Origin of the sequence: Enterobacter cloacae complex sp. 2021EL-01169 (assembly GCF_020733125.1) — a bacterium.
In the GTDB taxonomy this organism is placed as follows: Bacteria; Pseudomonadota; Gammaproteobacteria; order Enterobacterales; family Enterobacteriaceae; genus Enterobacter; species Enterobacter roggenkampii.
In genome coordinates this window covers 1-26,421 of sequence record NZ_JAJFTC010000027.1, presented here as the reverse complement: position 1 = coordinate 26,421, position 26,421 = coordinate 1, and the positions used below count along the sequence as shown (strand labels likewise).

The window sequence follows — 26,421 nt, the reverse complement described above, 5'->3', positions numbered from 1 at the left end:
ATACTCCGTTCTTCAAAGGCTACCGTCCACAGTTCTACTTCCGTACTACTGACGTGACCGGTACCATCGAACTGCCAGAAGGCGTTGAGATGGTAATGCCAGGCGACAACATCAAGATGGTTGTGACTCTGATCCACCCAATCGCGATGGACGACGGTCTGCGTTTCGCAATCCGTGAAGGCGGCCGTACCGTTGGCGCGGGCGTTGTTGCTAAAGTTCTGGGCTAATTAATTATCCCTGAATTAAAAAAGGACGCTTCGGCGTCCTTTTTTGTTTTCTACCGCTCAGGCGTCGTCACAAAATTTCGCATTTTTTGCCTGCTCCCGCCCCGCATTCTGGCGTTTGTGCTATTGTAATCATAACCATTCTCACTTACACTTTGCGCATAATTTGAACGGGAGTTTCTATGTACGTTTGTTTATGTAATGGTGTAAGCGACAAAAAAATACGTCAGGCCGTTCGCCAGTTTCAGCCCCAGTCATTCCAGCAGCTTCGCAAATTTGTTCCGGTGGGAAATCAATGCGGTAAATGCGTACGTGCTGCGCGAGAGATCATGCAGGACGAGCTGATGCAGATCCCGGAATACAAAGAGATCGCCTAAGCGCCCATCTTTTTTTTGACATCCCTGTAGCCCGATCTACGCTTCAATGAGTGGAAGCGGAGGGACTATATAATGAAAGGTGATGTTAAAATCATAAGTTATCTCAATAAATTATTGGGAAATGAGCTTGTCGCAATCAACCAGTATTTTCTTCACGCGAGAATGTTCAAAAACTGGGGACTCAAACGTTTAAACGACGTTGAGTACCATGAATCTATCGATGAGATGAAACACGCTGATAAATACATCGAGCGTATTTTATTCCTTGAAGGCATTCCAAACCTGCAGGATCTCGGCAAGCTGGGCATCGGAGAAGATGTCGAAGAGATGCTGCGTTCCGACCTCAGGCTAGAACTTGAAGGTGCCAAAGATCTCCGTGAAGCCATTGCCTATGCTGATAGCGTATATGACTACGTCAGCCGAGATATGATGATCCAGATCCTGGCCGATGAAGAAGGGCATATTGACTGGCTGGAAACAGAGCTGGATCTCATTGCTAAAATCGGCCTGCAAAACTATCTTCAGTCACAGATTAAAGTGGAAGAATAACCAACGTCTTCCACCCTACGCATAAACCCGCTGCTGCCAGAAATGGCCCAAAAGGCAGCGGGTTTTTTATTGCTTTCTTATCAGGGCGGATTACCGAAAAAACAAGAATACAAAGAAGCGCCATCAGCGCCGCGAGCAACGCCAGCGCAGGCAGTACGCACCAGCCATGCCATGCACCAAGCGCCGCCAGGTACTTCACATCGCCATATCCCATCCCTTCACGCCGGCAGATAAACCAATAGCCCCAGTAAATAACGGCAAAGGCAATATATCCGGCCATCGCACCCGCCACCGCACTCGGCAGAAAATCAGGTTGGATACAGAGCTGAAAGAGCAGCCCCGCCCATAGCAGCGGACAGAGAAATTTATCGGGAAGTAGACCGTAGCGAATATCGGCATTTACAAGTAAGGCTGTCAGTAAAAGATAGATCAGCAGAAAGGGGAGGGTGGTCAGCATTTAAAAGGCCTCAAACGGGTTTGAGCGCATAGTCGTTATAATCGGCCTGTCCGGCAATGCACAAAAAACGGAGATGCGTAGCGGCTCGAAACAAAGCATCGCCGCAGAATACATTGCATAAAACGTTGCGCGCTCTTACACACCCTGCGACATTGGCGCTTAATTTCTAAACGGCACTTGCGTCTTGCCCAGATTTACGTATAATGCGCGGGCTTGTCGTAATTGACGGCGGGTTCAATCAGAACCAGAGTAGCTCATTTTGTTACTCAACAATGCTCCCAATTGGGGAGCTACGTAAGAACGGTTACACTCTCCCATCAATCGTAATGGGTTTGAGGAGTAATCATTTTCGTTTATAAAATAATTGGAGCTCTGGTCTCATGCAGAACCAAAGAATCCGTATCCGCCTTAAAGCGTTTGATCATCGTCTGATCGATCAATCAACCGCGGAAATCGTCGAGACTGCTAAGCGCACTGGTGCGCAAGTCCGTGGTCCGATCCCGCTGCCGACCCGCAAAGAGCGCTTCACCGTTCTGATCTCTCCGCACGTTAACAAAGACGCGCGCGATCAGTACGAAATCCGCACTCACAAGCGTCTGGTTGACATCGTTGAGCCAACTGAGAAAACCGTTGATGCTCTGATGCGTCTGGATCTGGCTGCCGGTGTAGACGTGCAGATCAGCCTGGGTTAATCAGGTCATCGAGCGATTGAGAGGTTGAAACAATGATTGGTTTAGTCGGTAAAAAAGTGGGTATGACCCGCATCTTCACTGAAGATGGCGTTTCTATCCCAGTAACCGTAATCGAAGTTGAAGCAAACCGCGTTACTCAGGTTAAAGATCTGGCTAACGATGGCTACCGCGCTATTCAGGTTACCACTGGTGCTAAAAAAGCTAACCGTGTAACCAAACCAGAAGCGGGTCACTTCGCTAAAGCTGGCGTAGAAGCTGGCCGTGGTCTGTGGGAATTCCGCCTTGCTGAAGGCGAAGAGTTCACCGTAGGTCAGGACATTAGCGTTGAGCTGTTTGCTGACGTTAAAAAAGTTGACGTAACCGGTACCTCTAAAGGTAAAGGTTTTGCTGGTACCGTTAAGCGCTGGAACTTCCGTACCCAGGACGCTACTCACGGTAACTCCTTGTCTCACCGCGTTCCGGGTTCTATCGGTCAGAACCAGACTCCGGGCAAAGTGTTCAAAGGCAAGAAAATGGCAGGTCAGCTGGGTAACGAACGTGTAACCGTTCAGAGCCTGGACGTAGTACGTGTTGACGCTGAGCGCAACCTGCTGCTGGTTAAAGGTGCGGTCCCGGGTGCAACCGGTAGCGACCTGATCGTTAAACCAGCTGTGAAGGCGTAAGGGGATAGCAATGGAATTAGTATTGAAAGACGCGCAGAGCGCGCTGACTGTTTCCGAAACTACCTTCGGTCGTGATTTCAACGAAGCGCTGGTTCACCAGGTTGTTGTTGCTTATGCAGCTGGTGCTCGTCAGGGTACTCGTGCTCAGAAGACTCGTGCTGAAGTAACTGGTTCTGGCAAAAAGCCATGGCGCCAGAAAGGTACCGGCCGTGCGCGTTCAGGTTCTATCAAGAGCCCGATCTGGCGTTCAGGTGGCGTGACCTTCGCTGCGCGTCCACAGGACCACAGTCAAAAAGTTAACAAAAAGATGTACCGCGGCGCGCTGAAAAGCATCCTGTCCGAACTGGTACGTCAGGATCGTCTGATCGTTGTCGAGAAGTTCTCTGTTGAAGCGCCTAAAACTAAGCTGCTGGCACAGAAACTGAAAGACATGGCTCTGGAAGATGTGCTGATCATCACCGGTGAGCTGGACGAGAACCTGTTCCTGGCCGCACGTAACCTGCACAAGGTTGACGTACGCGATGCGACTGGTATCGACCCGGTTAGCCTGATCGCCTTCGACAAAGTCGTAATGACTGCTGATGCTGTTAAGCAAGTTGAGGAGATGCTGGCATGATTCGTGAAGAACGTCTGCTGAAGGTGCTTCGCGCACCGCACGTTTCTGAAAAAGCGTCTACTGCGATGGAAAAAACAAACACCATCGTTCTCAAAGTTGCTAAAGACGCGACCAAAGCAGAGATCAAAGCTGCTGTGCAGAAACTGTTTGAAGTCGAAGTCGAAGTCGTTAACACCCTGGTCGTTAAAGGGAAAGTTAAACGTCACGGACAGCGTATCGGTCGTCGTAGCGACTGGAAAAAAGCTTACGTCACCCTGAAAGAAGGCCAGAATCTGGACTTCGTTGGCGGCGCTGAGTAAGTCGGAGGAGTAATACAATGGCAGTTGTTAAATGTAAACCGACATCTCCGGGTCGTCGCCACGTAGTTAAAGTGGTTAACCCTGAGCTGCACAAGGGCAAACCTTTTGCTCCGTTGCTGGAAAAAAACAGCAAATCCGGTGGTCGTAACAACAATGGCCGTATCACCACTCGTCACATCGGTGGTGGCCACAAGCAGGCTTATCGTATTGTTGACTTCAAACGCAACAAAGACGGTATCCCAGCAGTTGTTGAACGTCTTGAGTACGATCCGAACCGTTCCGCGAACATCGCACTGGTTCTGTACAAAGACGGCGAACGCCGTTACATCCTGGCCCCTAAAGGCCTGAAAGCTGGCGACCAGATTCAGTCTGGCGTTGATGCTGCAATCAAAGCAGGCAACACCCTGCCGATGCGCAATATCCCGGTTGGTTCTACCGTTCATAACGTAGAAATGAAACCAGGTAAAGGCGGTCAGCTGGCGCGTTCCGCGGGTACTTACGTTCAGATCGTTGCGCGTGATGGTGCTTATGTCACCCTGCGTCTGCGTTCTGGTGAAATGCGTAAAGTCGAAGCAGACTGCCGCGCTACTCTGGGCGAAGTTGGCAATGCTGAGCATATGCTGCGCGTTCTGGGTAAAGCAGGTGCTGCACGCTGGCGTGGTGTTCGTCCTACCGTTCGCGGTACTGCGATGAACCCAGTCGACCACCCACATGGTGGTGGTGAAGGTCGTAACTTTGGTAAGCACCCGGTATCTCCGTGGGGCGTTCAGACCAAAGGTAAGAAGACCCGCAGCAACAAGCGTACTGATAAATTTATCGTACGTCGCCGTAGCAAATAATTTTAGAGGATAAGCCATGCCACGTTCTCTCAAGAAAGGTCCTTTTATTGACCTGCACTTGCTGAAGAAGGTAGAGAAAGCGGTGGAAAGCGGAGACAAGAAGCCCCTGCGCACTTGGTCCCGTCGTTCAACGATCTTTCCTAACATGATCGGTTTGACCATCGCTGTCCATAATGGTCGTCAGCACGTTCCAGTCTTTGTTACCGACGAAATGGTTGGTCACAAACTGGGTGAATTCGCACCGACTCGTACTTATCGCGGCCACGCTGCTGATAAAAAAGCGAAGAAGAAATAAGGTAGGAGGAAGAGATGGAAACTTTAGCTCAACATCGCCATGCTCGTTCTTCTGCACAGAAGGTTCGCCTTGTTGCTGACCTGATTCGCGGTAAGAAAGTGTCGCAGGCCCTGGACATCCTGACCTATACCAACAAGAAAGCTGCGGTATTGGTCAAGAAAGTACTGGAATCTGCCATTGCTAACGCTGAACACAACGATGGCGCTGACATCGACGATCTGAAAGTCGCGAAAATTTTCGTAGATGAAGGCCCAAGCATGAAGCGCATTATGCCGCGTGCGAAAGGTCGTGCAGATCGCATCCTGAAGCGCACCAGCCACATTACTGTGGTTGTGTCCGATCGCTGAGACTCTGGAGACTAGCAATGGGTCAGAAAGTACATCCTAATGGTATTCGCCTGGGTATTGTAAAACCATGGAACTCTACCTGGTTTGCGAACACCAAAGAATTCGCTGACAACCTGGACAGCGATTTTAAAGTACGTCAGTACCTGACTAAGGAACTGGCTAAAGCGTCTGTATCTCGTATCGTTATCGAGCGTCCAGCGAAGAGCATCCGTGTGACTATTCACACTGCTCGTCCTGGCATCGTTATCGGTAAGAAAGGCGAAGACGTAGAAAAACTGCGCAAGGTCGTAGCGGATATCGCTGGCGTTCCTGCACAGATCAATATCGCTGAAGTTCGTAAGCCTGAACTGGACGCTAAATTGGTTGCTGACAGCATCACTTCACAGCTGGAACGTCGTGTTATGTTCCGTCGTGCTATGAAGCGTGCTGTACAGAACGCAATGCGTCTGGGCGCTAAAGGTATCAAAGTTGAAGTTAGCGGCCGTCTGGGCGGCGCGGAAATCGCACGTACCGAATGGTACCGTGAAGGTCGCGTACCGCTGCACACTCTGCGTGCTGACATCGACTACAACACCTCTGAAGCGCACACCACTTACGGTGTAATCGGCGTTAAGGTATGGATCTTCAAAGGTGAGATCCTGGGTGGTATGGCTGCTGTTGAACAACCGGAAAAACCGGCTGCTCAACCTAAAAAGCAGCAGCGTAAAGGCCGTAAATAAGGAGCGTCGCTGATGTTACAACCAAAGCGTACAAAATTCCGTAAAGTGCACAAAGGCCGCAACCGTGGTCTGGCGCAGGGTACGGATGTTAGCTTCGGCACTTTCGGTCTGAAAGCTGTTGGCCGTGGTCGTCTGACTGCACGTCAGATCGAAGCAGCACGTCGTGCAATGACCCGTGCAGTTAAGCGTCAAGGTAAGATCTGGATCCGTGTATTCCCGGACAAACCGATCACCGAGAAGCCGCTGGAAGTTCGTATGGGTAAAGGTAAAGGTAACGTGGAGTACTGGGTTGCCTTGATCCAACCGGGCAAAGTCCTGTATGAAATGGACGGTGTTCCGGAAGAGCTGGCCCGTGAAGCCTTCGGCCTGGCAGCAGCGAAACTGCCTATCAAAACCACCTTTGTAACTAAGACGGTGATGTAATGAAAGCAAAAGAGCTGCGTGAAAAAAGCGTTGAAGAGCTGAACGCTGAGCTGCTGAACCTGCTGCGTGAGCAGTTCAACCTGCGTATGCAGGCTGCAAGTGGCCAGCTGCAACAGACTCACCTGCTGAAGCAAGTGCGTCGCAATGTTGCACGCGTTAAGACTTTACTGACTCAGAAGGCGGGTGCGTAATGACCGATAAAATCCGTACTCTGCAAGGTCGTGTTGTTAGCGACAAAATGGAGAAATCCATTGTTGTAGCTATCGAACGTATTGTGAAACACCCGATCTACGGTAAATTCATCAAGCGTACGACCAAACTGCACGTACATGACGAGAACAACGAATGTGGTATCGGCGACAAGGTTGAAATCCGTGAATGCCGTCCACTGTCCAAGACTAAGTCCTGGACGCTGGTTCGCGTTGTAGAGAAAGCGGTTCTGTAATACAGTACGCCTTCTCAATACGAATAAACGGCTCAGCGATGAGCCGTTTATTTTTTCTACCCATATTGCAGAAGCGGTGTTATAATGCCGCGCCCTCGATATGGGGCTTTTTAACGGCTCTGATTTTAGAGTCTCAGGTAGTAGTTGACATTAGCGGAGCACTAAAATGATCCAAGAACAGACTATGCTGAACGTCGCCGACAACTCCGGTGCACGTCGCGTAATGTGTATCAAGGTTCTGGGTGGCTCGCACCGTCGCTACGCAGGCGTAGGCGACATCATCAAGATCACCATCAAAGAAGCAATTCCACGTGGTAAGGTCAAAAAAGGTGATGTGCTGAAGGCGGTAGTGGTGCGCACCAAGAAGGGTGTTCGTCGCCCTGACGGTTCTGTCATTCGCTTCGATGGTAATGCATGCGTTATTTTAAACAATAACAGCGAGCAGCCTATCGGCACGCGTATCTTTGGGCCGGTAACTCGTGAACTTCGTACTGAGAAGTTCATGAAAATTATCTCTCTGGCACCAGAAGTACTCTAAGGAGCGAATCATGGCAGCGAAAATCCGTCGTGATGACGAAGTTATCGTGTTAACCGGTAAAGATAAAGGTAAACGCGGTAAAGTAAAAAATGTTCTGTCTTCCGGCAAACTTGTCGTTGAAGGTATCAACCTGGTTAAGAAACATCAGAAGCCGGTTCCGGCCCTGAACCAACCAGGTGGCATCGTTGAAAAAGAAGCTGCTATTCAGGTTTCTAACGTTGCAATCTTCAATGCGGCTACCGGCAAGGCTGACCGTGTAGGCTTTAGATTCGAAGACGGTAAAAAAGTCCGTTTCTTCAAGTCTAACAGCGAAACTATCAAGTAATTTGGAGTAGTACGATGGCGAAACTGCATGATTACTACAAAGACGAAGTAGTTAAGAAACTCATGACCGAGTTTAACTACAATTCTGTCATGCAAGTCCCTCGGGTCGAGAAGATCACCCTGAACATGGGTGTTGGTGAAGCGATCGCTGACAAAAAACTGCTGGATAACGCAGCAGCTGACCTGACAGCAATCTCCGGTCAAAAACCGCTGATCACCAAAGCACGCAAATCTGTTGCAGGCTTCAAAATCCGTCAGGGCTATCCGATCGGCTGTAAAGTAACTCTGCGTGGCGAACGCATGTGGGAGTTCTTTGAGCGCCTGATCACTATTGCTGTTCCACGTATCCGTGACTTCCGTGGCTTGTCCGCTAAGTCTTTCGACGGTCGTGGTAACTACAGCATGGGTGTCCGTGAGCAGATCATCTTCCCAGAAATCGACTACGATAAAGTCGACCGCGTGCGTGGTTTGGATATTACCATTACCACTACTGCGAAATCTGACGAAGAAGGCCGTGCTCTGCTGGCTGCCTTTGACTTCCCGTTCCGCAAGTAAGGTAGGGTTACTGAATGGCTAAGCAATCAATGAAAGCACGCGAAGTAAAGCGCGTAGCTTTAGCTGATAAATTCTTCGCTAAACGCGCTGAACTGAAAGCGATCATTTCTGATGTGAACGCTTCCGACGAAGATCGTTGGAATGCGGTTCTCAAGCTGCAGTCTCTGCCGCGTGATTCCAGCCCGTCTCGTCAGCGTAACCGCTGTCGTCAAACAGGTCGTCCACATGGTTATGTGGGCAAGTTTGGGTTGAGCCGTATCAAACTGCGTGAAGCCGCCATGCGCGGTGAAGTGCCAGGCTTGAAAAAGGCTAGCTGGTAATTACCAATTGAATCACGGGAGTAAAGACAGATGAGCATGCAAGATCCGATCGCGGATATGCTGACCCGTATCCGTAACGGTCAGGCCGCGAACAAAGTTGCGGTCACCATGCCTTCCGCCAAGCTGAAAGTGGCAATTGCCAACGTGCTGAAGGAAGAAGGTTTTATCGAAGATTTTAAAGTTGAAGGCGACACCAAGCCGGAACTGGAACTTACTCTCAAGTATTTCCAGGGTAAAGCTGTTGTAGAAAGCATTCAGCGTGTCAGCCGCCCAGGCCTGCGCATCTATAAGAAAAAAGATGAGCTGCCAAAAGTTATGGCTGGTCTTGGTATCGCAGTTGTTTCTACCTCTAAAGGTGTTATGACTGATCGTGCAGCGCGCCAGGCTGGTCTTGGTGGCGAAATTATCTGCTACGTAGCCTAATCGGAGGAAAGAATGTCTCGTGTTGCTAAAGCACCGGTCGTTATTCCTGCCGGCGTTGATGTAAAAATCGACGGTCAGGTTATTACGATCAAAGGTAAAAACGGCGAGCTGACTCGTACCCTCAACAAAGCTGTTGAAGTTAAACATGCAGATAACGCTCTGACCTTCGGTCCACGTGATGGTTTCGTGGATGGTTGGGCTCAGGCTGGTACCGCGCGTGCCCTGCTGAACTCAATGGTTGTTGGTGTTACCGAAGGCTTCACTAAAAAGCTTCAGCTGGTTGGTGTAGGTTATCGTGCAGCTATCAAAGGGAATGCAGTAGGCCTGTCTCTGGGCTTCTCACACCCTGTTGAGCATCCGCTGCCGGCCGGTATCACTGCAGAATGCCCGACTCAGACTGAAATCGTGCTGAAAGGCGCTGATAAACAGCTGATCGGTCAGGTTGCAGCAGATCTGCGCGCCTACCGTCGTCCTGAGCCTTACAAAGGCAAGGGTGTTCGTTACGCCGACGAAGTCGTGCGTACCAAAGAGGCTAAGAAGAAGTAAGGTAACACTATGGATAAGAAATCTGCTCGTATCCGTCGTGCGACCCGCGCACGCCGCAAGCTCAAAGAGCTGGGTGCAACTCGCCTGGTGGTACATCGTACCCCGCGTCATATTTACGCACAGGTAATTGCACCGAACGGTTCTGAAGTTCTGGTAGCTGCTTCTACTGTAGAAAAAGCTATCTCAGAACAATTGAAGTACACCGGTAACAAAGACGCCGCTGCAGCTGTAGGTAAAGCTGTTGCTGAACGCGCTCTGGAAAAAGGCATCAGCAATGTTTCCTTTGACCGTTCCGGGTTCCAATATCATGGTCGTGTCCAGGCACTGGCAGATGCTGCCCGTGAAGCTGGCCTTCAGTTCTAAGGTAGAGGTGTAAGATGGCTCACATCGAAAAACAGGCTGGCGAACTGCAGGAAAAGCTGATCGCGGTAAACCGCGTATCTAAAACCGTTAAAGGTGGTCGTATTTTCTCCTTCACAGCTCTGACTGTAGTAGGCGATGGTAACGGTCGCGTTGGTTTTGGTTACGGTAAAGCGCGTGAAGTTCCAGCAGCGATCCAGAAAGCGATGGAAAAAGCCCGTCGCAACATGATTAACGTCGCGCTGAACAACGGCACCCTGCAGCACCCAGTTAAAGGTGTTCACACGGGTTCTCGTGTATTCATGCAGCCAGCTTCAGAAGGTACCGGTATCATCGCCGGTGGTGCAATGCGCGCCGTTCTGGAAGTTGCTGGGGTTCATAACGTTCTGGCTAAAGCATATGGTTCTACCAACCCGATCAACGTGGTTCGTGCAACTATTGATGGCCTGGAAAATATGAATTCTCCAGAAATGGTCGCTGCCAAGCGTGGTAAATCCGTTGAAGAAATTCTGGGGTAATTGACCATGGCAAAGACTATTAAAATCACTCAAACCCGCAGTGCAATCGGTCGTCTGCCGAAACACAAGGCAACGCTGCTTGGCCTGGGTCTGCGTCGTATTGGTCATACCGTTGAGCGCGAGGATACTCCTGCTGTTCGTGGTATGGTCAACGCGGTTTACTTCATGGTTAAAGTTGAGGAGTAAGAGATGCGTTTAAATACTCTGTCTCCGGCCGAAGGCTCTAAAAAGGCGGGTAAACGCCTGGGTCGTGGTATCGGTTCTGGCCTCGGCAAAACCGGTGGTCGTGGTCACAAAGGTCAGAACTCTCGTTCTGGCGGTGGCGTACGTCGCGGTTTCGAGGGTGGCCAGATGCCACTGTACCGTCGTCTGCCGAAGTTCGGCTTCACCTCTCGCAAAGCAGCGATCACGGCGGAAATCCGTCTGTCTGACCTGGCGAAAGTTGAAGGCGGCGTTGTAGACCTGAACACGCTGAAAGCAGCAAACATTATCGGTATCCAGATCGAGTTCGCGAAAGTGATCCTGGCTGGTGAAGTTTCTACTCCGGTAACTGTTCGTGGCCTGCGTGTTACTAAAGGTGCTCGTGCTGCTATCGAAGCTGCTGGCGGTAAAATTGAGGAATAAGTAGCAGATGGCTAAGCAACCGGGATTAGATTTTCAAAGTGCCAAAGGTGGATTTGGCGAGCTGAAACGCAGACTGCTGTTTGTTATCGGCGCGCTGATTGTGTTCCGTATTGGCTCTTTTATTCCGATCCCTGGTATCGATGCCGCTGTACTTGCCAAACTGCTTGAGCAACAACGAGGCACCATCATTGAAATGTTCAACATGTTCTCTGGTGGTGCTCTCAGCCGTGCTTCTATCTTCGCACTGGGTATTATGCCGTACATTTCGGCATCGATTATTATCCAGCTGCTGACGGTCGTTCATCCGGCCCTGGCAGAGTTGAAGAAAGAAGGGGAGTCTGGACGTCGTAAGATTAGTCAGTACACCCGTTACGGTACTCTGGTGCTGGCAATATTCCAGTCGATCGGTATTGCTACCGGTCTGCCGAATATGCCTGGTATGCAGGGCCTGGTGTTAAACCCGGGCTTTGCATTCTACTTCACCGCTGTTGTAAGTCTGGTCACAGGGACAATGTTCCTGATGTGGCTCGGCGAACAGATTACTGAGCGTGGTATCGGTAACGGTATCTCAATCATTATCTTCGCCGGTATTGTTGCGGGCCTCCCGCCAGCCATCGCCCACACTATCGAGCAAGCGCGTCAAGGCGACCTGCACTTCCTCCTGTTGCTGTTGGTTGCAGTATTAGTATTTGCAGTGACGTTCTTTGTTGTCTTCGTTGAACGTGGTCAACGCCGCATTGTGGTGAACTACGCTAAGCGTCAGCAAGGTCGTCGTGTCTATGCTGCACAGAGCACACATTTACCGCTGAAAGTGAACATGGCGGGGGTTATCCCGGCTATCTTCGCTTCCAGTATTATTCTGTTCCCGGCAACCATCGCGTCATGGTTCGGGGGCGGTACTGGTTGGAACTGGCTGACAACAATTTCGCTGTATTTGCAGCCTGGGCAACCACTTTATGTGTTACTCTATGCGTCTGCGATCATCTTCTTCTGTTTCTTCTACACGGCGTTGGTCTTCAACCCGCGTGAAACAGCAGATAACCTGAAGAAGTCCGGTGCATTTGTACCAGGAATTCGTCCGGGAGAGCAAACGGCGAAGTATATCGATAAAGTAATGACCCGCCTGACTTTGGTTGGTGCGCTCTATATTACTTTTATCTGCCTGATCCCGGAGTTCATGCGTGATGCAATGAAAGTACCGTTCTACTTCGGTGGGACCTCACTGCTTATCGTTGTTGTCGTGATTATGGACTTTATGGCTCAAGTGCAAACTCTGATGATGTCCAGTCAGTATGAGTCTGCATTGAAGAAGGCGAACCTGAAAGGCTACGGCCGCTAATTGGTCGCCTGAGAAGTTACGGAGAGTAAAAATGAAAGTTCGTGCTTCCGTCAAGAAATTATGCCGTAACTGCAAAATCGTTAAGCGTGATGGTGTCATCCGTGTGATTTGCAGTGCCGAGCCGAAGCATAAACAGCGCCAAGGCTGATTATTTCGCATATTTTTCTTGCAAAGTTGGGTTGAGCTGGCTAGATTAGCCAGCCAATCTTTTGTATGTCTGTACGTTTCCATTTGAGTATCCTGAAAACGGGCTTTTCAGCATGGTGCGTACATATTAAATAGTAGGAGTGCATAGTGGCCCGTATAGCAGGCATTAACATTCCTGATCAGAAACATGCTGTGATCGCATTAACTTCGATCTACGGCATCGGCAAGACCCGTTCTAAGGCCATTCTGGCTGCAGCGGGTATCGCTGAAGATGTTAAGATCAGTGAGCTGTCTGAAGAACAAATCGACACGCTGCGTGACGAAGTTGCCAAATTTGTCGTTGAAGGTGATCTGCGCCGTGAAATCAGCATGAGCATCAAGCGCCTGATGGATCTTGGTTGCTATCGCGGTTTGCGTCATCGTCGTGGTCTGCCAGTGCGCGGTCAGCGTACTAAGACCAACGCACGTACCCGTAAGGGTCCGCGCAAACCGATCAAGAAATAATCGGGGTGATTGAATAATGGCAAAGGCACCAGTTCGTGCACGTAAACGTGTAAGAAAACAAGTCTCTGACGGCGTGGCTCATATCCATGCTTCTTTCAACAACACCATCGTTACTATTACTGATCGTCAGGGTAACGCATTGGGTTGGGCAACAGCCGGTGGTTCCGGTTTCCGTGGTTCTCGCAAATCCACTCCGTTCGCAGCTCAGGTTGCAGCAGAGCGTTGCGCAGAAGCCGTAAAAGAATACGGCATCAAGAATCTGGAAGTTATGGTTAAAGGTCCGGGTCCGGGTCGTGAATCTACTGTTCGCGCTCTGAACGCCGCTGGTTTCCGCATCACTAATATTACTGATGTGACTCCGATCCCTCATAACGGTTGTCGTCCGCCGAAAAAACGTCGCGTATAACGCTCGTTTTTTAGGTTAGTTGGAGATAGAAAATGGCAAGATATTTGGGTCCTAAGCTCAAGCTGAGCCGTCGTGAGGGCACCGACTTATTCCTTAAGTCTGGCGTTCGCGCGATCGATACCAAGTGTAAAATTGAACAAGCTCCTGGCCAGCACGGTGCGCGTAAACCGCGTCTGTCTGACTATGGTGTGCAGTTGCGTGAAAAGCAAAAAGTTCGCCGTATGTACGGTGTGCTGGAGCGTCAGTTCCGTAACTACTATAAAGAAGCAGCACGTCTGAAAGGCAACACAGGTGAAAACCTGCTGGCTCTGCTGGAAGGTCGTCTGGACAACGTTGTATACCGTATGGGCTTCGGCGCTACTCGTGCTGAATCACGTCAGCTGGTTAGCCACAAAGCAATCATGGTAAACGGTCGTGTTGTTAACATCGCTTCTTATCAGGTTAAAGCGAATGACGTTGTTAGCATTCGTGAGAAAGCGAAAAAGCAATCTCGCGTGAAGGCCGCTCTGGAGCTGGCTGAGCAGCGTGAAAAGCCAACCTGGCTGGAAGTTGATGCTGGCAAGATGGAAGGTACGTTCAAGCGTCAGCCAGAACGTTCTGATCTGTCTGCGGACATTAACGAACACCTGATCGTCGAGCTTTACTCCAAGTAAAGCTTAGTACCAAAGAGAGGACACAATGCAGGGTTCTGTGACAGAGTTTCTAAAACCGCGCCTGGTAGATATCGAGCAAGTGAGTTCGACGCACGCCAAGGTGACCCTTGAGCCTTTAGAGCGTGGCTTTGGCCATACTCTGGGTAACGCACTGCGCCGTATTCTGCTCTCATCGATGCCGGGTTGCGCGGTGACCGAGGTTGAGATTGATGGTGTACTTCATGAGTACAGCACCAAAGAAGGCGTTCAGGAAGATATCCTTGAAATCCTGCTCAACCTGAAAGGGCTGGCGGTGAGAGTTCAGGGTAAAGATGAAGTTATTCTTACTCTGAATAAATCTGGCATTGGCCCTGTGACTGCAGCCGACATCACCCACGACGGTGATGTTGAAATCGTCAAGCCGCAGCACGTGATCTGCCACCTGACCGATGAGAACGCAGCTATTAGCATGCGTATCAAAGTTCAGCGCGGTCGTGGTTATGTGCCGGCTTCTGCCCGAATTCATTCGGAAGAAGATGAGCGCCCAATCGGCCGTCTGCTGGTCGACGCATGCTACAGCCCTGTAGAGCGTATTGCCTACAATGTTGAAGCAGCGCGTGTAGAACAGCGTACCGACCTGGACAAGCTGGTCATCGAAATGGAAACCAACGGCACAATCGATCCTGAAGAGGCGATTCGTCGTGCGGCAACCATCCTGGCAGAACAACTGGAAGCTTTCGTTGACTTACGTGATGTTCGTCAGCCGGAAGTGAAAGAAGAGAAACCAGAATTCGATCCGATCCTGCTGCGCCCTGTTGACGATCTCGAATTGACTGTCCGCTCTGCTAACTGCCTCAAGGCAGAAGCTATCCACTATATCGGTGATCTGGTACAGCGTACCGAGGTTGAGTTGCTGAAAACGCCGAACCTGGGTAAAAAATCTCTTACCGAGATTAAAGACGTGCTGGCTTCACGTGGTCTGTCTCTGGGCATGCGCCTGGAAAACTGGCCACCGGCAAGCATTGCTGACGAGTAACCGGATCACAGGTTAAGGTTTTACTGAGAAGGATAAGGTCATGCGCCATCGTAAGAGTGGTCGTCAACTGAACCGCAACAGCAGCCATCGCCAGGCTATGTTCCGCAACATGGCAGGTTCACTGGTTCGTCATGAGATCATCAAGACGACCCTGCCTAAAGCGAAAGAGCTGCGTCGCGTAGTTGAGCCGCTGATTACTCTTGCCAAGACTGACAGCGTTGCTAATCGTCGTCTGGCATTCGCCCGTACTCGTGATAACGAGATCGTGGCAAAACTGTTTAACGAACTGGGCCCGCGTTTCGCGAGCTGTGCCGGTGGTTACACTCGCATTCTGAAGTGTGGCTTCCGTGCAGGCGACAACGCGCCGATGGCTTACATCGAGCTGGTTGATCGTTCAGAGAAAGCAGAAGCTGCTGCAGAGTAATCTGCAGTAACGTAAAAAAACCCGCCCCGGCGGGTTTTTTTATATCCGCGATATCCCCACTTCTCTACAATATGTATCAATTCTGTTCATCCCCTGGAGCGGGTAATGTGGCTGCTTGACCAGTGGGCAGAACGCCATATTCGTGATGCCCAAAAAAAAGGTGAATTCGACAATCTTCCGGGACGCGGAGAACCCCTTATGCTTGACGATGACTCGCATATTGCGCCTGAATTACGGGCGGGATACCGTTTACTCAAAAATGCAGGCTGTCTCCCTCCTGAACTCGAACAGCGCAGAGAGGCTGTTGAACTTGTCGATCTGCTAAAAGGGATCCGTCAGGACGATCCGCGACATTCTGAACTTCGCCGCCGCCTCGCCCTGCTTGAACTTAAACTGCGTCAGGCAGGAATGAACACTGACTTTCTGCACGGTGAATACGGTGAACGCTTGTTGCGGAAAATAAACGAGGAGTAGTTATGTACCGTATCGGTGAACTTGCGAAGCTCGCGAACGTCACACCGGATACCATCCGATATTACGAAAAGCAGCAGATGATCGATCATGAAGTTCGTACTGAAGGTGGTTTTCGACTTTATACCGATAACGATCTGCAGCGCCTGCGGTTTATTCGTTATGCGCGTCAACTTGGTTTCACATTAGACTCGATCCGCGAGTTATTATCGATCCGCATCGATCCGGCACATCACACCTGTCAGGAGTCAAAAAGCATTGTGCAGGCCCGGTTGGATGAAGTTGAAGCACGCATTCAGGAATTGCAAACCATGCAGCGCTCTCTGCAAAGGCTGAATGATGCTTGTTGTGGCACGGCCCACAGCAGTATTTATTGTTCTATTCTGGAAGCCCTTGAACAGGGGGCCAGTGGAGAAACCGAGGACTGTTGATTTTTAGTCCAACCGGGTCTAGACTCCCGTCGACATAAACCATGCTCAGGAGAATTTATGAGCCGCTATCAGCACACGAAAGGACAGATTAAAGACAATGCCATTGAGGCACTACTTCATGACCCGCTATTCAGACAGCGCGTTGAGAAGAATAAAAAAGGGAAAGGAAGTTATCTGCGTAAAGACAAGCATGCAAAACGGGGTAACTGGGAGGCCAGTGGCAAACAAGCAAATCGCTTATTTACCACTGGCCTTCCTGCTTTCAGCTTCTGATTAAACGCGCTTGTTCTGCTCTTTTAACAGATCGCGAATCTCACTCAGCAGCACTTCTTCTTTTGTCGGTGCAGGCGCTGCTGCCGGCTCTTCTTTTTTACGGTTGAGTTTATTGATCAGCTTGATAGCCATAAAAATGGCAAACGCTACAATCACGAAATCAAATACGTTCTGAATAAATACACCGTAGTGCATCACGACTGCCGGCACATCGCCCTGTGCTTCACGCAGCGTGAAAGCGAACTGTTTGAAATCAATGCCCCCGATCAGCAACCCTAAAGGTGGCATGATAATGTCGGCCACTAATGATGAAACAATCTTGCCGAATGCTGCACCAATAATGACACCCACTGCCAAATCCACCACGTTTCCGCGCATCGCAAATTCGCGAAATTCTTTAATAAAACTCATTTTTTTCTCCTTGTGCCAGCTGACGACTATAAGTTTAACAAATGATTAGCTAATTGCCATTCGTGATAATTAAACGTTATGCAAAATAAAAGGCACAGAAATGAGAAGGATAAAGAGCGGGTACCCATTGAGAGCACCCGACACATTAAAGGAAGAATGGGCTTGGCTGGAATAAACGTTCGACGTCGGTAATAAACTTTTTATCGGTAAGGAACATAATAACGTGATCGCCTTGCTCAATGCGCAAATTATCATTGGCAATCATGACATCATTCCCGCGCACGACAGCACCAATAATGGTGCCCGGTGGCAGCTTAATTTCGTCTATCGAACGGCCCACGACGCGTGATGTTGTTTCATCTCCGTGCGCTACGGCTTCAATGGCTTCCGCTACCCCGCGACGAAGCGATGATACCCCAACAATATCCGCTTTACGCACATGGCTCAGTAACGCGGAAATTGTCGCCTGCTGCGGCGAAATGGCAATATCAATGACGCTGCCCTGAACCAGATCAACATAGGCTTTGCGCTGGATAAGCACCATGACCTTCTTTGCCCCCATACGTTTCGCGAGCATGGCGGACATAATATTCGCCTCGTCGTCGTTGGTGACGGCAATAAAAAGATCAACTTGATCAATATGCTCTTCAGCCAGCAACTCCTGATCTGACGCATCGCCATAAAATACGATCGTATTTTGCAGTTTTTCCGCCAGTTCAGCCGCTCGCTGCTGATCGCGTTCGATCAATTTTACGCTGTAATCTTTTTCCAGCCGGTGTGCCAGACCGGCACCAATATTGCCGCCGCCGACCAGCATAATGCGTTTATAGGGTTTTTCGAGACGCTGGAGTTCACTCATCACCGCACGAATATGCTGTGAAGCCGCAATAAAGAAGACTTCGTCCCCGGCTTCGACAATCGTAGAGCCCTGCGGGCGGATAGGTCTGTCGTGGCGGAAAATAGCCGCGACGCGCGTATCAATATGCGGCATATGCTCGCGCATGGTGGACAACGCGTTGCCAATCAACGGGCCGCCGTAATAGGCCTTAACGACGGCCAGGCTCACTTTACCTTCGGCAAAGTTCACCACCTGCAGGGCGCCCGGATATTCGATCAGACGGTAGATATTGTCGATCACCAGCTGTTCTGGTGCGATGAGATGGTCAATAGGAACTGCTTCTGAATTAAACAGTTTCTCAGCATCGCGGACATAGTCCGGAGAGCGGATGCGCGCGATTCGGTTTGGCGTGTTAAAAAGCGAGTAGGCCACCTGACAGGCCACCATATTGGTTTCGTCAGAACTGGTCACCGCAACCAGCATGTCAGCATCGTCAGCGCCCGCCTCACGAAGAACGCGCGGGTGCGAACCATGACCCTGCACAACGCGCAAATCAAATTTGTCCTGTAAAACACGCAGGCGATCGCCGTTGGTATCCACTATGGTGATATCGTTGTTTTCGCCAACCAGATTTTCCGCCAGCGTTCCACCAACCTGTCCTGCGCCCAGAATGATAATCTTCATCTCTCGTGACCTGTTCTCAACATCACTCTTTGATTAGCTTAGCGTAAAAGAAGCCATCACCCTCTTCTGCACCCGGCAGATTCTGCTGACCCGGGCATTCAGGCGTTCCCGTATCGTGCAGCGCCGCGTCCGGGGTTCGTTTAAGGAAGGCCGCGATTTGCTGACTGTTTTCTTCCGGCAGTACTGAACAGGTTGCATAGACCAGCGTGCCGCCGGGTTTGAGATGCGGCCAGATGGCGTCAAGGATGTCGGATTGCAGTTGGGCAAGCTCACTAATATCACGATCGCGACGCAGCCACTTGATATCCGGATGACGACGAATCACGCCAGTTGCAGAGCAGGGGGCATCCAGCAAAATGCGATCGAATTGTGCTTCGCCACACCATTCTGCGGGTTTGCGTCCATCGCCTTGCTTAACCTGTGCCTTCATGCCCAGGCGCTTGAGGTTGTCGTAGACGCGTGAAAGACGTTGCTCATCAACGTCCACTGCCATCACGCTGGCCTGCGGAGCCACTTCAAGAATATGCGTCGTTTTGCCCCCTGGTGCGGCGCAGAGATCGAGGATCTGCTCACCGTTTTGGGGTTCAAGCCAGGTCATGCAACCCTGAGCAGAAGCATCCTGTACCGTTACCCAACCCTCTTCAAAGCCGGGTAATGCATGTACCGGTGCAGGCGATGCTAAGCGCACGGCATCAGGGTATGCGTCATGGGTGAAGCCGCTCATTCCAGCTTCTTCGAGTAATGCCAGCCATGCGTCACGGGTGTGGTGATTACGATTCACGCGTAACCACATTGGCGGACGCTGGTTGTTGGCATCGGCAATGTCCTGCCACTGCTGCGGATAAGCTTTTTTCAGGCGCTTCAACAGCCAGTCCGGATGCAGGAAGCGCGCTTCGTTTTGGGCAAATTCAGCCAGAAGCTCATCCTGCTGTCGCTGGAACTGACGCAATACGCCGTTGATCAGCCCTTTCAGCTGAGGACGTTTAATCGCAACGGCACCTTCCACCGTCTCTGCCAGCGCGGCATGAGGTGGGATGCGGGTATGAAGAAGCTGATAAAAACCCACCATAATTAAATAATGTACGGTGCGCTGCTTGCCCGTCATTGGGCGGGACATCAGCTTGTTAATCAACCACTCAAGCTGAGAGAGTGTGCGCAGGACGCCAAAGCAGAGCTCCTGAAGCAGGGCTTTATCTTTATCAGAGACTTTTTGCTGCAGGGGAGGCAGGACGTTGCTCAGTGACTGGCCCTGCTCGATAACCTGCTCGACGGCCTGGGCCGCCATACTGCGTAGATTTTGTTTTTTCATAACCGTAAAAATAAAAATGCCCGGAAACACCGGGCCTTAAGAATAAATTTGCTCAGGCAAGGCGATTGCCAGGGATAAACCATTCGCGACGGGAATTTAGTAAATCCTGAGCACTCATGGCTTTCTTACCGGCCGGTTGGAGCGATTCAAGATTCAAAATACCTTGCGCAGTCGCCACCTGGATGCCGTTCTTGCTGGCATCAATAATCGTACCGGGTTCCGCCGTAGTCGCACCGCTAATGACGGAGGCTTTCCAGACTTTTACTGGCTGCTCATCAATTTCCAACCAGCTCATCGGCCACGGATTAAAAGCGCGAATGCAACGTTCAAGCTGAGCGGCTGACAGGGACCAGTCGATCCGCGCTTCTTCTTTGCTCAGCTTTTCGGCGTAGGTTACCAGCGCGTCGTCCTGAACTTCTGGTTTTGCCGTATTGTCAGCAAGCTGCTGAAGCGTCTCGATGAGCCCTTGTGGACCAAGCTCTGCCAGTTTGTCATACAGCGTGGCGCTGGTATCGTCTGACGTAATGGGGCAGGCCAGTTTATAGAGCATGTCGCCGGTGTCTAAACCTACGTCCATCTTCATGATGGTCACGCCCGTTTCGGCATCACCCGCCCACAGCGCTCGCTGGATAGGAGCTGCACCACGCCAGCGTGGGAGCAGGGACCCATGCACGTTGATACAACCCAGACGCGGCATATCAAGCACGGCTTTTGGCAGAATTAAACCGTAAGCCACCACCACCATTACGTCGGCATTCAGGTCAGCAACCAGCTGCTGATTTTCCTGCGGGCGCAGCGATGCGGGCTGAAAAACAGGAAGCCCATGCTCTTCTGCCAGCACCTTGACCGGGCTCGGCATCAGTTTTTTGCCGCGACCAGCAGGACGGTCCGGCTGGGTAAAGACGCCAACAATCTGGTGACCAGACGATAACAGCGCGTCAAGATGACGCGCTGCAAAATCAGGGGTTCCCGCGAAGATAATACGTAGTGATTTAGACACGATGATCCTTGTATCCGGTGGGACGTTATGCGCGAGAACGCAAACGATCCAGTTTCTCTACTTTCTGACGAATACGCTGCTGTTTAAGCGGCGAGAGATAATCGATAAACAGTTTACCGACCAGGTGATCCATCTCATGCTGAATACAAATCGCCAGCAGATCGTCTGCCTCCAGTTCGAACGGATTGCCATCACGATCCAGGGCGCGAATTTTCACTTTCTCAGCACGCGGCACTAACGCACGCTGTTCAGGAATGGAGAGACAGCCTTCCTCAATACCGGTTTCGCCACTCTTTTCAAGCAGCTCTGGGTTGATCAGCACCAGACGACCATCGCGATTCTCAGAAACGTCGATCACGATAATACGCTTGTGAATGTCCACCTGCGTTGCCGCCAGGCCAATGCCTTCTTCGGCGTACATGGTATCGAACATATCATCAACGATACGCTGGATTTCTGCATTCACTTCTTTAACCGGTTCAGCGACGATGCGAAGGCGCTCGTCCGGAATATGTAATACTTGCAAAACTGCCATAAATTTCCAGAGTCGTGTTCAGGAGTTGATAAGAATACTCCCTCTATTCTAGACAAATCCCCCATCGATTGACAGCATCAGTGACCAATCGCAATGATTGCGGAGACCGCTTATGGCAGGGGAAAGGATGACATCTACCGAGATTTGGCTACGGCTCATGCACACAGGTTCTTTGTGTGGTGATGTCATGGTGGAAGCTGCTGCACGACTGCAGAGGCAGGAAGGCATCGACACGCTTGTTCTGAGAAACGCTGGTTTGACAGCTAAGCAGGCTGAACGGTTCTTTGCGCTCAATGAGAGTGAGCTGGAGCGTAGCCTGATATGGCTTGAGCAGCCGGGTCATCATTTATTAACGGCCAACCATCCCCTTTATCCCCCTTTGCTCCGCACGATCCCTGATTATCCCGGAGCATTATTCATAAAAGGTAACCCCGAGACGCTTAATACCGTTCAGCTGGCGGTGGTAGGCAGTCGTGCGCCGTCATGGTACGGCGAGCGGTGGGGGAAAATCCTGTGCGAACAACTTTCACAAAGTGGTTTCACGATCACCAGCGGGCTGGCCTGTGGTATTGACGGCGTTGCCCACAGCGCGGCGCTGTCAGTAAAAGGACGAAGTGTCGCGGTGCTGGGGAACGGTCTTTTTAGCATTTACCCACGCCGGCATCAGGCATTGGCGATGCGGCTTATTGAGTCTGACGGTGCGATAGTGTCTGAGTTTCCGCTTTTCGCGCAGCCCCGACCGGCAAACTTTCCGCGTCGTAATCGCATCATCAGCGGCCTTAGCAAAGGCGTGCTGGTCGTTGAAGCCGCGCGGCGAAGCGGTTCGCTGGTCACGGCACGGTGCGCGCTTGAACAGGGGCGAGAAGTTTTCGCCTTGCCAGGTCCGATAGGTAATCCCGGATGCGAGGGACCGCACTGGCTGATTAAGCAGGGGGCAACACCGGTAACGGAAGTCGCGGACATTCTTGAAAATTTGCAATATGGGCTGCAATGGCTGCAGGAAGATCCCGAAAAGCGACAATATTCATCAGATCAGGGAAAGGTGGCATTGCCATTTCCCAAGCTCCTGGCTAACGTAGGAGATGAGGTAACACCTGTTGACGTTGTCGCTGAACGTGCCGGCCAACCTGTGCCAGTAACGGTAGCACAGCTACTCGAACTGGAGTTAGCAGGGTGGATCGCAGCTGTACCCGGCGGCTATGTCCGATTAAGGAGGGCATGCCATGTTCGACGTACTGATGTATTTGTTTGAGACTTACATCCATAACGAAGCAGAAATGCGAGTGGATCAGGACAAGTTGACACAGGATCTTACCGATGCGGGATTTGAGCGGGAAGATATCTACAATGCGTTGATGTGGCTGGAAAAACTGGCTGATTATCAGGAAGGCCTTGCCGAACCGATGCAGCTTGCTTCTGACCCATTGTCAGTACGCATTTATACCGCTGAAGAGTGTGAACGGCTGGACGCCAGCTGCCGGGGGTTCATTTTATTCCTTGAGCAGATTCAGGTGCTAAACCTCGAAACGAGAGAAATGGTGATAGAGCGCGTCATGGCGCTGGATACCGCAGAATTTGAACTGGAAGATCTCAAATGGGTGATCCTGATGGTTCTGTTTAATATCCCGGGCTGTGAAAATGCCTATCAGCAAATGGAAGAATTACTCTTTGAAGTGAATGAAGGTATGCTGCACTAATTCAATGTGCAGCACCAAGAGTTGTTATGGCCAAATCAGCACTATTCACGGTGCATAAAAACGAGCCCTGCCCGCAGTGCGGGGCTGAACTTGTTATTCGGTCCGGGAAACACGGCCCGTTTCTCGGTTGTTCTCACTATCCGGAATGTGATTATGTTCGTCCTCTGAAAAGCCAGGCGGATGGACATATCGTTAAAATTCTGGAGGGACAGCTTTGTCCTCTTTGCGGTGGCGAACTCGCGCTACGCCAGGGGCGTTTCGGCATGTTTATTGGATGTAGCCGCTACCCGGAATGTGAACATACGGAACAAATTGATAAGCCAGATGAAACGGCGATTGCGTGTCCTCAGTGTCAGCGCGGTCAGCTGGTACAGCGCCGTTCCCGTTATGGTAAGACCTTCCATTCGTGCGATCGCTACCCTGACTGCCAGTTCGTTATCAATTTTAAGCCGGTAGCGGGAATCTGCCCTCATTGCAATTATCCGCTACTGATAGAGAAGAAAACCGCGCAAGGCATGAAACGCTTCTGCGCCAGTAAACAATGTGGAAAGCCGGTTACGGCGGATCAAAATAGTGAATAATAACCTGCCATCAGGCTCCATTGCGCATGCAGTGGACGTACTGAAAAATGAAGAAGTCATCGCCTATCCAACTGAAGCTGTTTTTGGGGTCGGTTGCGATCCTGACAGCGAAACGGCTGTGAGCCGTCTGCTTACTCTGAAACAAAGACCCGTCGAGAAAGGGCTTATTTTGATCGCTGCGAATTACGAGCAGCTTAAGCCCTATATTGATGACTCTATGCTAACCCCAGCACAGCGCGAGACAATCTTCTCCGCATGGCCTGGACCAGTAACCTTCGTCTTCCCGGCTCAGCCTACAACGCCGCGCTGGTTAACCGGACGCTTTGACTCCCTTGCCGTTCGCGTCACTGACCATCCGCTGGTGGTGGAGCTGTGCCTGGCATTTGGTAAACCACTGGTCTCAACCAGCGCCAACCTGACCGGGCAGCCGCCTTGTCGGACAACTGAAGAAGTGCTGGCGCAGTTCGGGAATGACTTTCCTGTCGCTGTCGGTGAAACGGGAGGGCGCCTGAATCCGTCTGAGATTCGCGACGCTTTGACCGGCGAACGTTTTCGCCAGGGGTAATCTCATGGAAACCTATGCTGTTTTTGGTAATCCGATTGCACACAGCAAGTCACCGTGGATTCATCAGCAATTCGCGGAGCAGCTGCAGATAGATCATCCCTATGGGCGCGTACTGGCGCCAGTGGATGCCTTTATCCCAACGCTGGAGGCCTTTTTCGCAGCGGGGGGCAAAGGCGCGAATGTGACGGTCCCGTTTAAAGAAGAAGCATTCGAACGTGCAGATGAGCTGACCGAGCGCGCTTCACTTGCAGGTGCAGTCAATACCCTAAAACGGCTTGAGGATGGACGCCTTCTGGGTGACAACACCGACGGGATTGGTTTACTCAGCGATCTGGAAAGACTCTCCTTTATCAAACCCGGATTCCGGGTCCTGCTGATTGGCGCGGGTGGTGCATCGAGGGGCGTTCTGTTGCCTCTGCTTTCCCTGGACTGTTCAGTGACCATTACTAACAGAACCTTTTCCCGGGCAGAAGCGCTGGCGGCGTTGTTTGCGCATACCGGCAGCGTGAGCGCGGTAGCGCTTGACGATCTTGCTGAACGTGAGTTCGATCTTGTCATTAATGCCACATCCAGCGGCATCAGTGGCGAGATCCCGGCGATCCCCGCTTCGTTGGTCAGTGCGCATATGTACTTCTATGACATGTTCTATCAGAAAGGTAAGACGCCTTTCCTGAACTGGTGTGAACAACACGGCGCGAAACAGTTAGCCGATGGGCTGGGAATGCTGGTGGGGCAGGCTGCGCATGCGGTACTGCTCTGGCACGGAGTGTTGCCTGCTGTCGAGCCGGTCATTGAAAAGCTAAAGCAGGAGCTTTCGGCGTGAATCAGGCTATTCATTTCCCGGACAGAGAGAGCTGGGATGAGCATAAGCAAGCGGTCTGTTTTCCTGTGCTGGTGCAGGGTATGCAGCTTACCTGTGCCATCCATGGAGAAACGCTGTTGCATCGTTTTGGCGGCACAGACCCGCTAGCGGTATTTTGCGAAAATCGCTGGGATCTGGAAGAGGAAGCCAGCGATTTAATCCGCGAACAGCATGAAGACGATCAGGGCTGGGTTTGGTTATCCTGATCCAAATAGTCATTCTTCCATTTTACGTAGTTGTTCGCCGAGTATTTTAATCCTTCGATCTCTGCCTCCTTAAGGGGGCGGATCTGTTTTACCGGGCTTCCCAGATAGAGATAGCCGCTCTCCAGCCGTTTGTTCTGCGGGACCAGGCTACCGGCGCCAATCATCACGTCATCTTCTACTATGACACCATCCAGTAAAATCGACCCCATGCCAACAAGTACGCGATTTCCGACAGTGCAGCCGTGAAGCATGACTTTATGGCCGACGGTAACATCTTCTCCAATAATGAGGGGATTGCCTTCCGGGTTATAGGACGATTTGTGCGTGACGTGCAGAACGCTACCGTCCTGAATATTGGTTCGCGCGCCAATAGACACATAGTTAACGTCTCCCCTGATGGCAACGAGTGGCCAGATACTAACGTCATCGGCCAGTCGGACATCACCAATGACCACACTACTGGCGTCGATCATCACGCGATCGCCTTGTTTGGGGAACAGACCTTTATAAGGACGTAATACTGCAGACATAACTACCTCTGAGAATGAGCGCTATACAGAAGACTTTGATCGTATTCGTCGATCGAGGCAAGGCAAAATACGTCAATATTTAAGCAGATCGGGCGGGATTTCAGCGAAAAGCGCGGAAAATCAGCAGTCGGAAAAAAAGATCTAAAAAATACTTGTGCTAAAAATTGGGATCCCTATAATGCGCCTCCATCGACACGGCGGATGTGAATCACTTCACAAACAGCCCGGTCGGTTAAAGAGAAAAAATCCTGAAATAACGGGTTGACTCTGAATGAGGAAAACGTAATATACGGGACCTCGCAACGGTGAGCGAAAGCCGCGTTGCACTGCTCTTTAACAATTTATCAGACAATCTGTGTGGGCACTCAAAGTGACATGGATTCTTAAT

General features: G+C 51.0%; 46 protein-coding genes and 1 pseudogene. 40 read left to right on the top strand and 7 right to left on the bottom strand.

Annotation, left to right across the window (positions count from 1 at the left end):
- The 3 genes and pseudogenes from tuf to bfr form a co-directional block, all read left to right on the top strand.
- Nucleotides 1–227: pseudogene (gene tuf / locus LLF79_RS25975) on the top strand (elongation factor Tu); the annotation flags it as partial.
- 179 nt (nucleotides 228–406) lie between these two features.
- A complete protein-coding gene (gene bfd, locus LLF79_RS25970; RefSeq protein WP_008503493.1) occupies nucleotides 407–601 on the top strand; it encodes a bacterioferritin-associated ferredoxin in 195 nt (64 codons plus the stop codon).
- A gap of 72 nt (nucleotides 602–673) precedes the next feature.
- Nucleotides 674–1,150 carry a bacterioferritin gene (gene bfr, locus LLF79_RS25965; protein WP_063617109.1) on the top strand — a complete coding sequence of 159 codons (477 nt, stop codon included), beginning with the start codon at nucleotides 674–676 and terminating at the stop codon, nucleotides 1,148–1,150.
- Here the strand turns inward: bfr and LLF79_RS25960 are convergent.
- Entirely contained in the window at nucleotides 1,134–1,607 is a 474-nt protein-coding gene (locus LLF79_RS25960; RefSeq protein ID WP_032655644.1) for an A24 family peptidase, read from the bottom strand. The genes bfr and LLF79_RS25960 overlap by 17 nt on opposite strands.
- A gap of 380 nt (nucleotides 1,608–1,987) precedes the next feature.
- Between LLF79_RS25960 and rpsJ the strand changes: the two genes are divergently transcribed.
- The 31 genes from rpsJ to LLF79_RS25805 all read left to right on the top strand — a co-directional run bounded on the left by rpsJ (nucleotide 1,988) and on the right by LLF79_RS25805 (nucleotide 16,815).
- Nucleotides 1,988–2,299, top strand: a complete 312-nt coding sequence (gene rpsJ, locus LLF79_RS25955; RefSeq protein WP_001181005.1) for a 30S ribosomal protein S10 — start codon at nucleotides 1,988–1,990, stop codon at nucleotides 2,297–2,299.
- Nucleotides 2,300–2,331: 32 nt separating this feature from the next.
- Entirely contained in the window at nucleotides 2,332–2,961 is a 630-nt protein-coding gene (gene rplC, locus LLF79_RS25950; RefSeq protein WP_003863274.1) for a 50S ribosomal protein L3, read from the top strand.
- A gap of 10 nt (nucleotides 2,962–2,971) precedes the next feature.
- The gene (rplD, locus tag LLF79_RS25945; RefSeq protein WP_000424395.1) at nucleotides 2,972–3,577 is read left to right on the top strand and encodes a 50S ribosomal protein L4; all 606 of its coding nucleotides are present in this window, start codon (nucleotides 2,972–2,974) and stop codon (nucleotides 3,575–3,577) included.
- The gene (rplW, locus tag LLF79_RS25940) at nucleotides 3,574–3,876 is read left to right on the top strand and encodes a 50S ribosomal protein L23 (protein WP_000617546.1); all 303 of its coding nucleotides are present in this window, start codon (nucleotides 3,574–3,576) and stop codon (nucleotides 3,874–3,876) included. Before rplD ends, rplW begins: the two co-directional genes overlap by 4 nt.
- A gap of 17 nt (nucleotides 3,877–3,893) precedes the next feature.
- The gene (gene rplB, locus LLF79_RS25935; protein ID WP_008457150.1) at nucleotides 3,894–4,715 is read left to right on the top strand and encodes a 50S ribosomal protein L2; all 822 of its coding nucleotides are present in this window, start codon (nucleotides 3,894–3,896) and stop codon (nucleotides 4,713–4,715) included.
- A gap of 16 nt (nucleotides 4,716–4,731) precedes the next feature.
- The gene (gene rpsS, locus LLF79_RS25930; RefSeq protein WP_001138117.1) at nucleotides 4,732–5,010 is read left to right on the top strand and encodes a 30S ribosomal protein S19; all 279 of its coding nucleotides are present in this window, start codon (nucleotides 4,732–4,734) and stop codon (nucleotides 5,008–5,010) included.
- A 14-nt stretch (nucleotides 5,011–5,024) separates the two neighbouring features.
- Entirely contained in the window at nucleotides 5,025–5,357 is a 333-nt protein-coding gene (rplV, locus tag LLF79_RS25925) for a 50S ribosomal protein L22 (protein WP_002919773.1), read from the top strand.
- A gap of 17 nt (nucleotides 5,358–5,374) precedes the next feature.
- The gene (gene rpsC, locus LLF79_RS25920) at nucleotides 5,375–6,076 is read left to right on the top strand and encodes a 30S ribosomal protein S3 (RefSeq protein WP_000529945.1); all 702 of its coding nucleotides are present in this window, start codon (nucleotides 5,375–5,377) and stop codon (nucleotides 6,074–6,076) included.
- A gap of 12 nt (nucleotides 6,077–6,088) precedes the next feature.
- On the top strand, nucleotides 6,089–6,499 hold the full coding sequence (gene rplP, locus LLF79_RS25915) for a 50S ribosomal protein L16 (protein WP_002919759.1): 411 nt from the start codon (nucleotides 6,089–6,091) through the stop codon (nucleotides 6,497–6,499).
- Nucleotides 6,499–6,690 carry a 50S ribosomal protein L29 gene (gene rpmC, locus LLF79_RS25910; RefSeq protein ID WP_003863282.1) on the top strand — a complete coding sequence of 64 codons (192 nt, stop codon included), beginning with the start codon at nucleotides 6,499–6,501 and terminating at the stop codon, nucleotides 6,688–6,690. The genes rplP and rpmC overlap by 1 nt, the downstream gene beginning before the upstream one ends.
- Nucleotides 6,690–6,944 carry a 30S ribosomal protein S17 gene (gene rpsQ, locus LLF79_RS25905; RefSeq protein WP_008503489.1) on the top strand — a complete coding sequence of 85 codons (255 nt, stop codon included), beginning with the start codon at nucleotides 6,690–6,692 and terminating at the stop codon, nucleotides 6,942–6,944. The genes rpmC and rpsQ overlap by 1 nt, the downstream gene beginning before the upstream one ends.
- A 166-nt stretch (nucleotides 6,945–7,110) precedes the next feature.
- Nucleotides 7,111–7,482 carry a 50S ribosomal protein L14 gene (gene rplN / locus LLF79_RS25900; protein WP_002919748.1) on the top strand — a complete coding sequence of 124 codons (372 nt, stop codon included), beginning with the start codon at nucleotides 7,111–7,113 and terminating at the stop codon, nucleotides 7,480–7,482.
- Between the two features lie 10 nt (nucleotides 7,483–7,492).
- Nucleotides 7,493–7,807, top strand: a complete 315-nt coding sequence (gene rplX, locus LLF79_RS25895; RefSeq protein WP_003863287.1) for a 50S ribosomal protein L24 — start codon at nucleotides 7,493–7,495, stop codon at nucleotides 7,805–7,807.
- A gap of 14 nt (nucleotides 7,808–7,821) precedes the next feature.
- A complete protein-coding gene (gene rplE, locus LLF79_RS25890; protein WP_001096202.1) occupies nucleotides 7,822–8,361 on the top strand; it encodes a 50S ribosomal protein L5 in 540 nt (179 codons plus the stop codon).
- 14 nt (nucleotides 8,362–8,375) lie between these two features.
- Entirely contained in the window at nucleotides 8,376–8,681 is a 306-nt protein-coding gene (gene rpsN, locus LLF79_RS25885) for a 30S ribosomal protein S14 (protein WP_003863291.1), read from the top strand.
- A gap of 30 nt (nucleotides 8,682–8,711) precedes the next feature.
- The gene (rpsH, locus tag LLF79_RS25880; protein WP_006178918.1) at nucleotides 8,712–9,104 is read left to right on the top strand and encodes a 30S ribosomal protein S8; all 393 of its coding nucleotides are present in this window, start codon (nucleotides 8,712–8,714) and stop codon (nucleotides 9,102–9,104) included.
- A 12-nt stretch (nucleotides 9,105–9,116) separates the two neighbouring features.
- On the top strand, nucleotides 9,117–9,650 hold the full coding sequence (gene rplF, locus LLF79_RS25875; protein ID WP_003863296.1) for a 50S ribosomal protein L6: 534 nt from the start codon (nucleotides 9,117–9,119) through the stop codon (nucleotides 9,648–9,650).
- Between the two features lie 9 nt (nucleotides 9,651–9,659).
- Entirely contained in the window at nucleotides 9,660–10,013 is a 354-nt protein-coding gene (rplR, locus tag LLF79_RS25870) for a 50S ribosomal protein L18 (RefSeq protein WP_003863297.1), read from the top strand.
- 14 nt (nucleotides 10,014–10,027) lie between these two features.
- The gene (gene rpsE / locus LLF79_RS25865; RefSeq protein ID WP_003863299.1) at nucleotides 10,028–10,528 is read left to right on the top strand and encodes a 30S ribosomal protein S5; all 501 of its coding nucleotides are present in this window, start codon (nucleotides 10,028–10,030) and stop codon (nucleotides 10,526–10,528) included.
- Nucleotides 10,529–10,534: 6 nt separating this feature from the next.
- On the top strand, nucleotides 10,535–10,714 hold the full coding sequence (gene rpmD, locus LLF79_RS25860; RefSeq protein WP_003863301.1) for a 50S ribosomal protein L30: 180 nt from the start codon (nucleotides 10,535–10,537) through the stop codon (nucleotides 10,712–10,714).
- A 3-nt stretch (nucleotides 10,715–10,717) separates the two neighbouring features.
- Complete coding sequence (rplO, locus tag LLF79_RS25855; RefSeq protein WP_003863304.1) at nucleotides 10,718–11,152, top strand: 50S ribosomal protein L15; 435 nt, start codon at nucleotides 10,718–10,720, stop codon at nucleotides 11,150–11,152.
- A gap of 7 nt (nucleotides 11,153–11,159) precedes the next feature.
- Complete coding sequence (gene secY, locus LLF79_RS25850) at nucleotides 11,160–12,491, top strand: preprotein translocase subunit SecY (RefSeq protein ID WP_003863305.1); 1,332 nt, start codon at nucleotides 11,160–11,162, stop codon at nucleotides 12,489–12,491.
- Between the two features lie 31 nt (nucleotides 12,492–12,522).
- Nucleotides 12,523–12,639, top strand: coding sequence for a 50S ribosomal protein L36 (rpmJ, locus tag LLF79_RS25845; protein WP_000868187.1), 117 nt, complete (start codon nucleotides 12,523–12,525; stop codon nucleotides 12,637–12,639).
- A 146-nt stretch (nucleotides 12,640–12,785) separates the two neighbouring features.
- Nucleotides 12,786–13,142: a 30S ribosomal protein S13 gene (gene rpsM, locus LLF79_RS25840; protein WP_008503488.1), complete on the top strand. Its 357-nt coding sequence runs from the start codon at nucleotides 12,786–12,788 to the stop codon at nucleotides 13,140–13,142.
- Between the two features lie 16 nt (nucleotides 13,143–13,158).
- The gene (rpsK, locus tag LLF79_RS25835) at nucleotides 13,159–13,548 is read left to right on the top strand and encodes a 30S ribosomal protein S11 (RefSeq protein WP_003863312.1); all 390 of its coding nucleotides are present in this window, start codon (nucleotides 13,159–13,161) and stop codon (nucleotides 13,546–13,548) included.
- Nucleotides 13,549–13,580: 32 nt separating this feature from the next.
- Nucleotides 13,581–14,201, top strand: coding sequence for a 30S ribosomal protein S4 (rpsD, locus tag LLF79_RS25830; protein WP_004868345.1), 621 nt, complete (start codon nucleotides 13,581–13,583; stop codon nucleotides 14,199–14,201).
- Between the two features lie 25 nt (nucleotides 14,202–14,226).
- The gene (locus LLF79_RS25825; RefSeq protein WP_002919219.1) at nucleotides 14,227–15,216 is read left to right on the top strand and encodes a DNA-directed RNA polymerase subunit alpha; all 990 of its coding nucleotides are present in this window, start codon (nucleotides 14,227–14,229) and stop codon (nucleotides 15,214–15,216) included.
- Nucleotides 15,217–15,256: 40 nt separating this feature from the next.
- Complete coding sequence (rplQ, locus tag LLF79_RS25820; protein ID WP_097921292.1) at nucleotides 15,257–15,640, top strand: 50S ribosomal protein L17; 384 nt, start codon at nucleotides 15,257–15,259, stop codon at nucleotides 15,638–15,640.
- A 105-nt stretch (nucleotides 15,641–15,745) separates the two neighbouring features.
- Entirely contained in the window at nucleotides 15,746–16,114 is a 369-nt protein-coding gene (locus tag LLF79_RS25815; RefSeq protein ID WP_227880616.1) for a DUF1992 domain-containing protein, read from the top strand.
- Between the two features lie 2 nt (nucleotides 16,115–16,116).
- Nucleotides 16,117–16,542, top strand: coding sequence for a Zn(2+)-responsive transcriptional regulator (gene zntR / locus LLF79_RS25810; RefSeq protein ID WP_021242972.1), 426 nt, complete (start codon nucleotides 16,117–16,119; stop codon nucleotides 16,540–16,542).
- A gap of 57 nt (nucleotides 16,543–16,599) precedes the next feature.
- Nucleotides 16,600–16,815: an alternative ribosome-rescue factor A gene (locus LLF79_RS25805; RefSeq protein WP_063618808.1), complete on the top strand. Its 216-nt coding sequence runs from the start codon at nucleotides 16,600–16,602 to the stop codon at nucleotides 16,813–16,815.
- Here the strand turns inward: LLF79_RS25805 and mscL are convergent, their stop codons facing one another.
- The 5 genes from mscL to def all read right to left on the bottom strand — a co-directional run bounded on the left by mscL (nucleotide 16,816) and on the right by def (nucleotide 21,592).
- Entirely contained in the window at nucleotides 16,816–17,226 is a 411-nt protein-coding gene (gene mscL / locus LLF79_RS25800) for a large-conductance mechanosensitive channel protein MscL (protein ID WP_008503483.1), read from the bottom strand.
- Between the two features lie 145 nt (nucleotides 17,227–17,371).
- Nucleotides 17,372–18,748, bottom strand: a complete 1,377-nt coding sequence (gene trkA / locus LLF79_RS25795; protein WP_008503482.1) for a Trk system potassium transporter TrkA — start codon at nucleotides 18,746–18,748, stop codon at nucleotides 17,372–17,374.
- Nucleotides 18,749–18,770: 22 nt separating this feature from the next.
- Nucleotides 18,771–20,057 carry a 16S rRNA (cytosine(967)-C(5))-methyltransferase RsmB gene (gene rsmB, locus LLF79_RS25790; protein ID WP_045418185.1) on the bottom strand — a complete coding sequence of 429 codons (1,287 nt, stop codon included), beginning with the start codon at nucleotides 20,055–20,057 and terminating at the stop codon, nucleotides 18,771–18,773.
- A gap of 52 nt (nucleotides 20,058–20,109) precedes the next feature.
- Nucleotides 20,110–21,057 carry a methionyl-tRNA formyltransferase gene (gene fmt, locus LLF79_RS25785; RefSeq protein WP_227880614.1) on the bottom strand — a complete coding sequence of 316 codons (948 nt, stop codon included), beginning with the start codon at nucleotides 21,055–21,057 and terminating at the stop codon, nucleotides 20,110–20,112.
- Nucleotides 21,058–21,082: 25 nt separating this feature from the next.
- Entirely contained in the window at nucleotides 21,083–21,592 is a 510-nt protein-coding gene (gene def / locus LLF79_RS25780) for a peptide deformylase (protein ID WP_008503479.1), read from the bottom strand.
- A gap of 127 nt (nucleotides 21,593–21,719) precedes the next feature.
- Between def and dprA the strand changes: the two genes are divergently transcribed.
- The 6 genes from dprA to LLF79_RS25750 are packed head-to-tail and all read left to right on the top strand — an operon-like array spanning nucleotide 21,720 to nucleotide 25,503.
- Nucleotides 21,720–22,844: a DNA-protecting protein DprA gene (gene dprA / locus LLF79_RS25775; RefSeq protein ID WP_227880612.1), complete on the top strand. Its 1,125-nt coding sequence runs from the start codon at nucleotides 21,720–21,722 to the stop codon at nucleotides 22,842–22,844.
- Nucleotides 22,816–23,289: a DUF494 family protein Smg gene (gene smg / locus LLF79_RS25770; RefSeq protein WP_008503477.1), complete on the top strand. Its 474-nt coding sequence runs from the start codon at nucleotides 22,816–22,818 to the stop codon at nucleotides 23,287–23,289. Before dprA ends, smg begins: the two co-directional genes overlap by 29 nt.
- 26 nt (nucleotides 23,290–23,315) lie before the next feature.
- Entirely contained in the window at nucleotides 23,316–23,870 is a 555-nt protein-coding gene (locus tag LLF79_RS25765) for a type I DNA topoisomerase (protein ID WP_032667390.1), read from the top strand.
- On the top strand, nucleotides 23,863–24,435 hold the full coding sequence (gene tsaC, locus LLF79_RS25760; protein WP_008503475.1) for an L-threonylcarbamoyladenylate synthase type 1 TsaC: 573 nt from the start codon (nucleotides 23,863–23,865) through the stop codon (nucleotides 24,433–24,435). Before LLF79_RS25765 ends, tsaC begins: the two co-directional genes overlap by 8 nt.
- Before the next feature lie 4 nt (nucleotides 24,436–24,439).
- The gene (gene aroE / locus LLF79_RS25755) at nucleotides 24,440–25,258 is read left to right on the top strand and encodes a shikimate dehydrogenase (RefSeq protein ID WP_023345008.1); all 819 of its coding nucleotides are present in this window, start codon (nucleotides 24,440–24,442) and stop codon (nucleotides 25,256–25,258) included.
- A complete protein-coding gene (locus LLF79_RS25750; RefSeq protein ID WP_206805855.1) occupies nucleotides 25,255–25,503 on the top strand; it encodes a DUF1488 domain-containing protein in 249 nt (82 codons plus the stop codon). The genes aroE and LLF79_RS25750 overlap by 4 nt, the downstream gene beginning before the upstream one ends.
- Here the strand turns inward: LLF79_RS25750 and LLF79_RS25745 are convergent.
- Nucleotides 25,479–26,033 carry a gamma carbonic anhydrase family protein gene (locus LLF79_RS25745; protein WP_227880610.1) on the bottom strand — a complete coding sequence of 185 codons (555 nt, stop codon included), beginning with the start codon at nucleotides 26,031–26,033 and terminating at the stop codon, nucleotides 25,479–25,481. The two genes, LLF79_RS25750 and LLF79_RS25745, sit on opposite strands and share 25 nt — an antisense overlap.
- Nucleotides 26,034–26,421 lie beyond the last annotated feature (388 nt).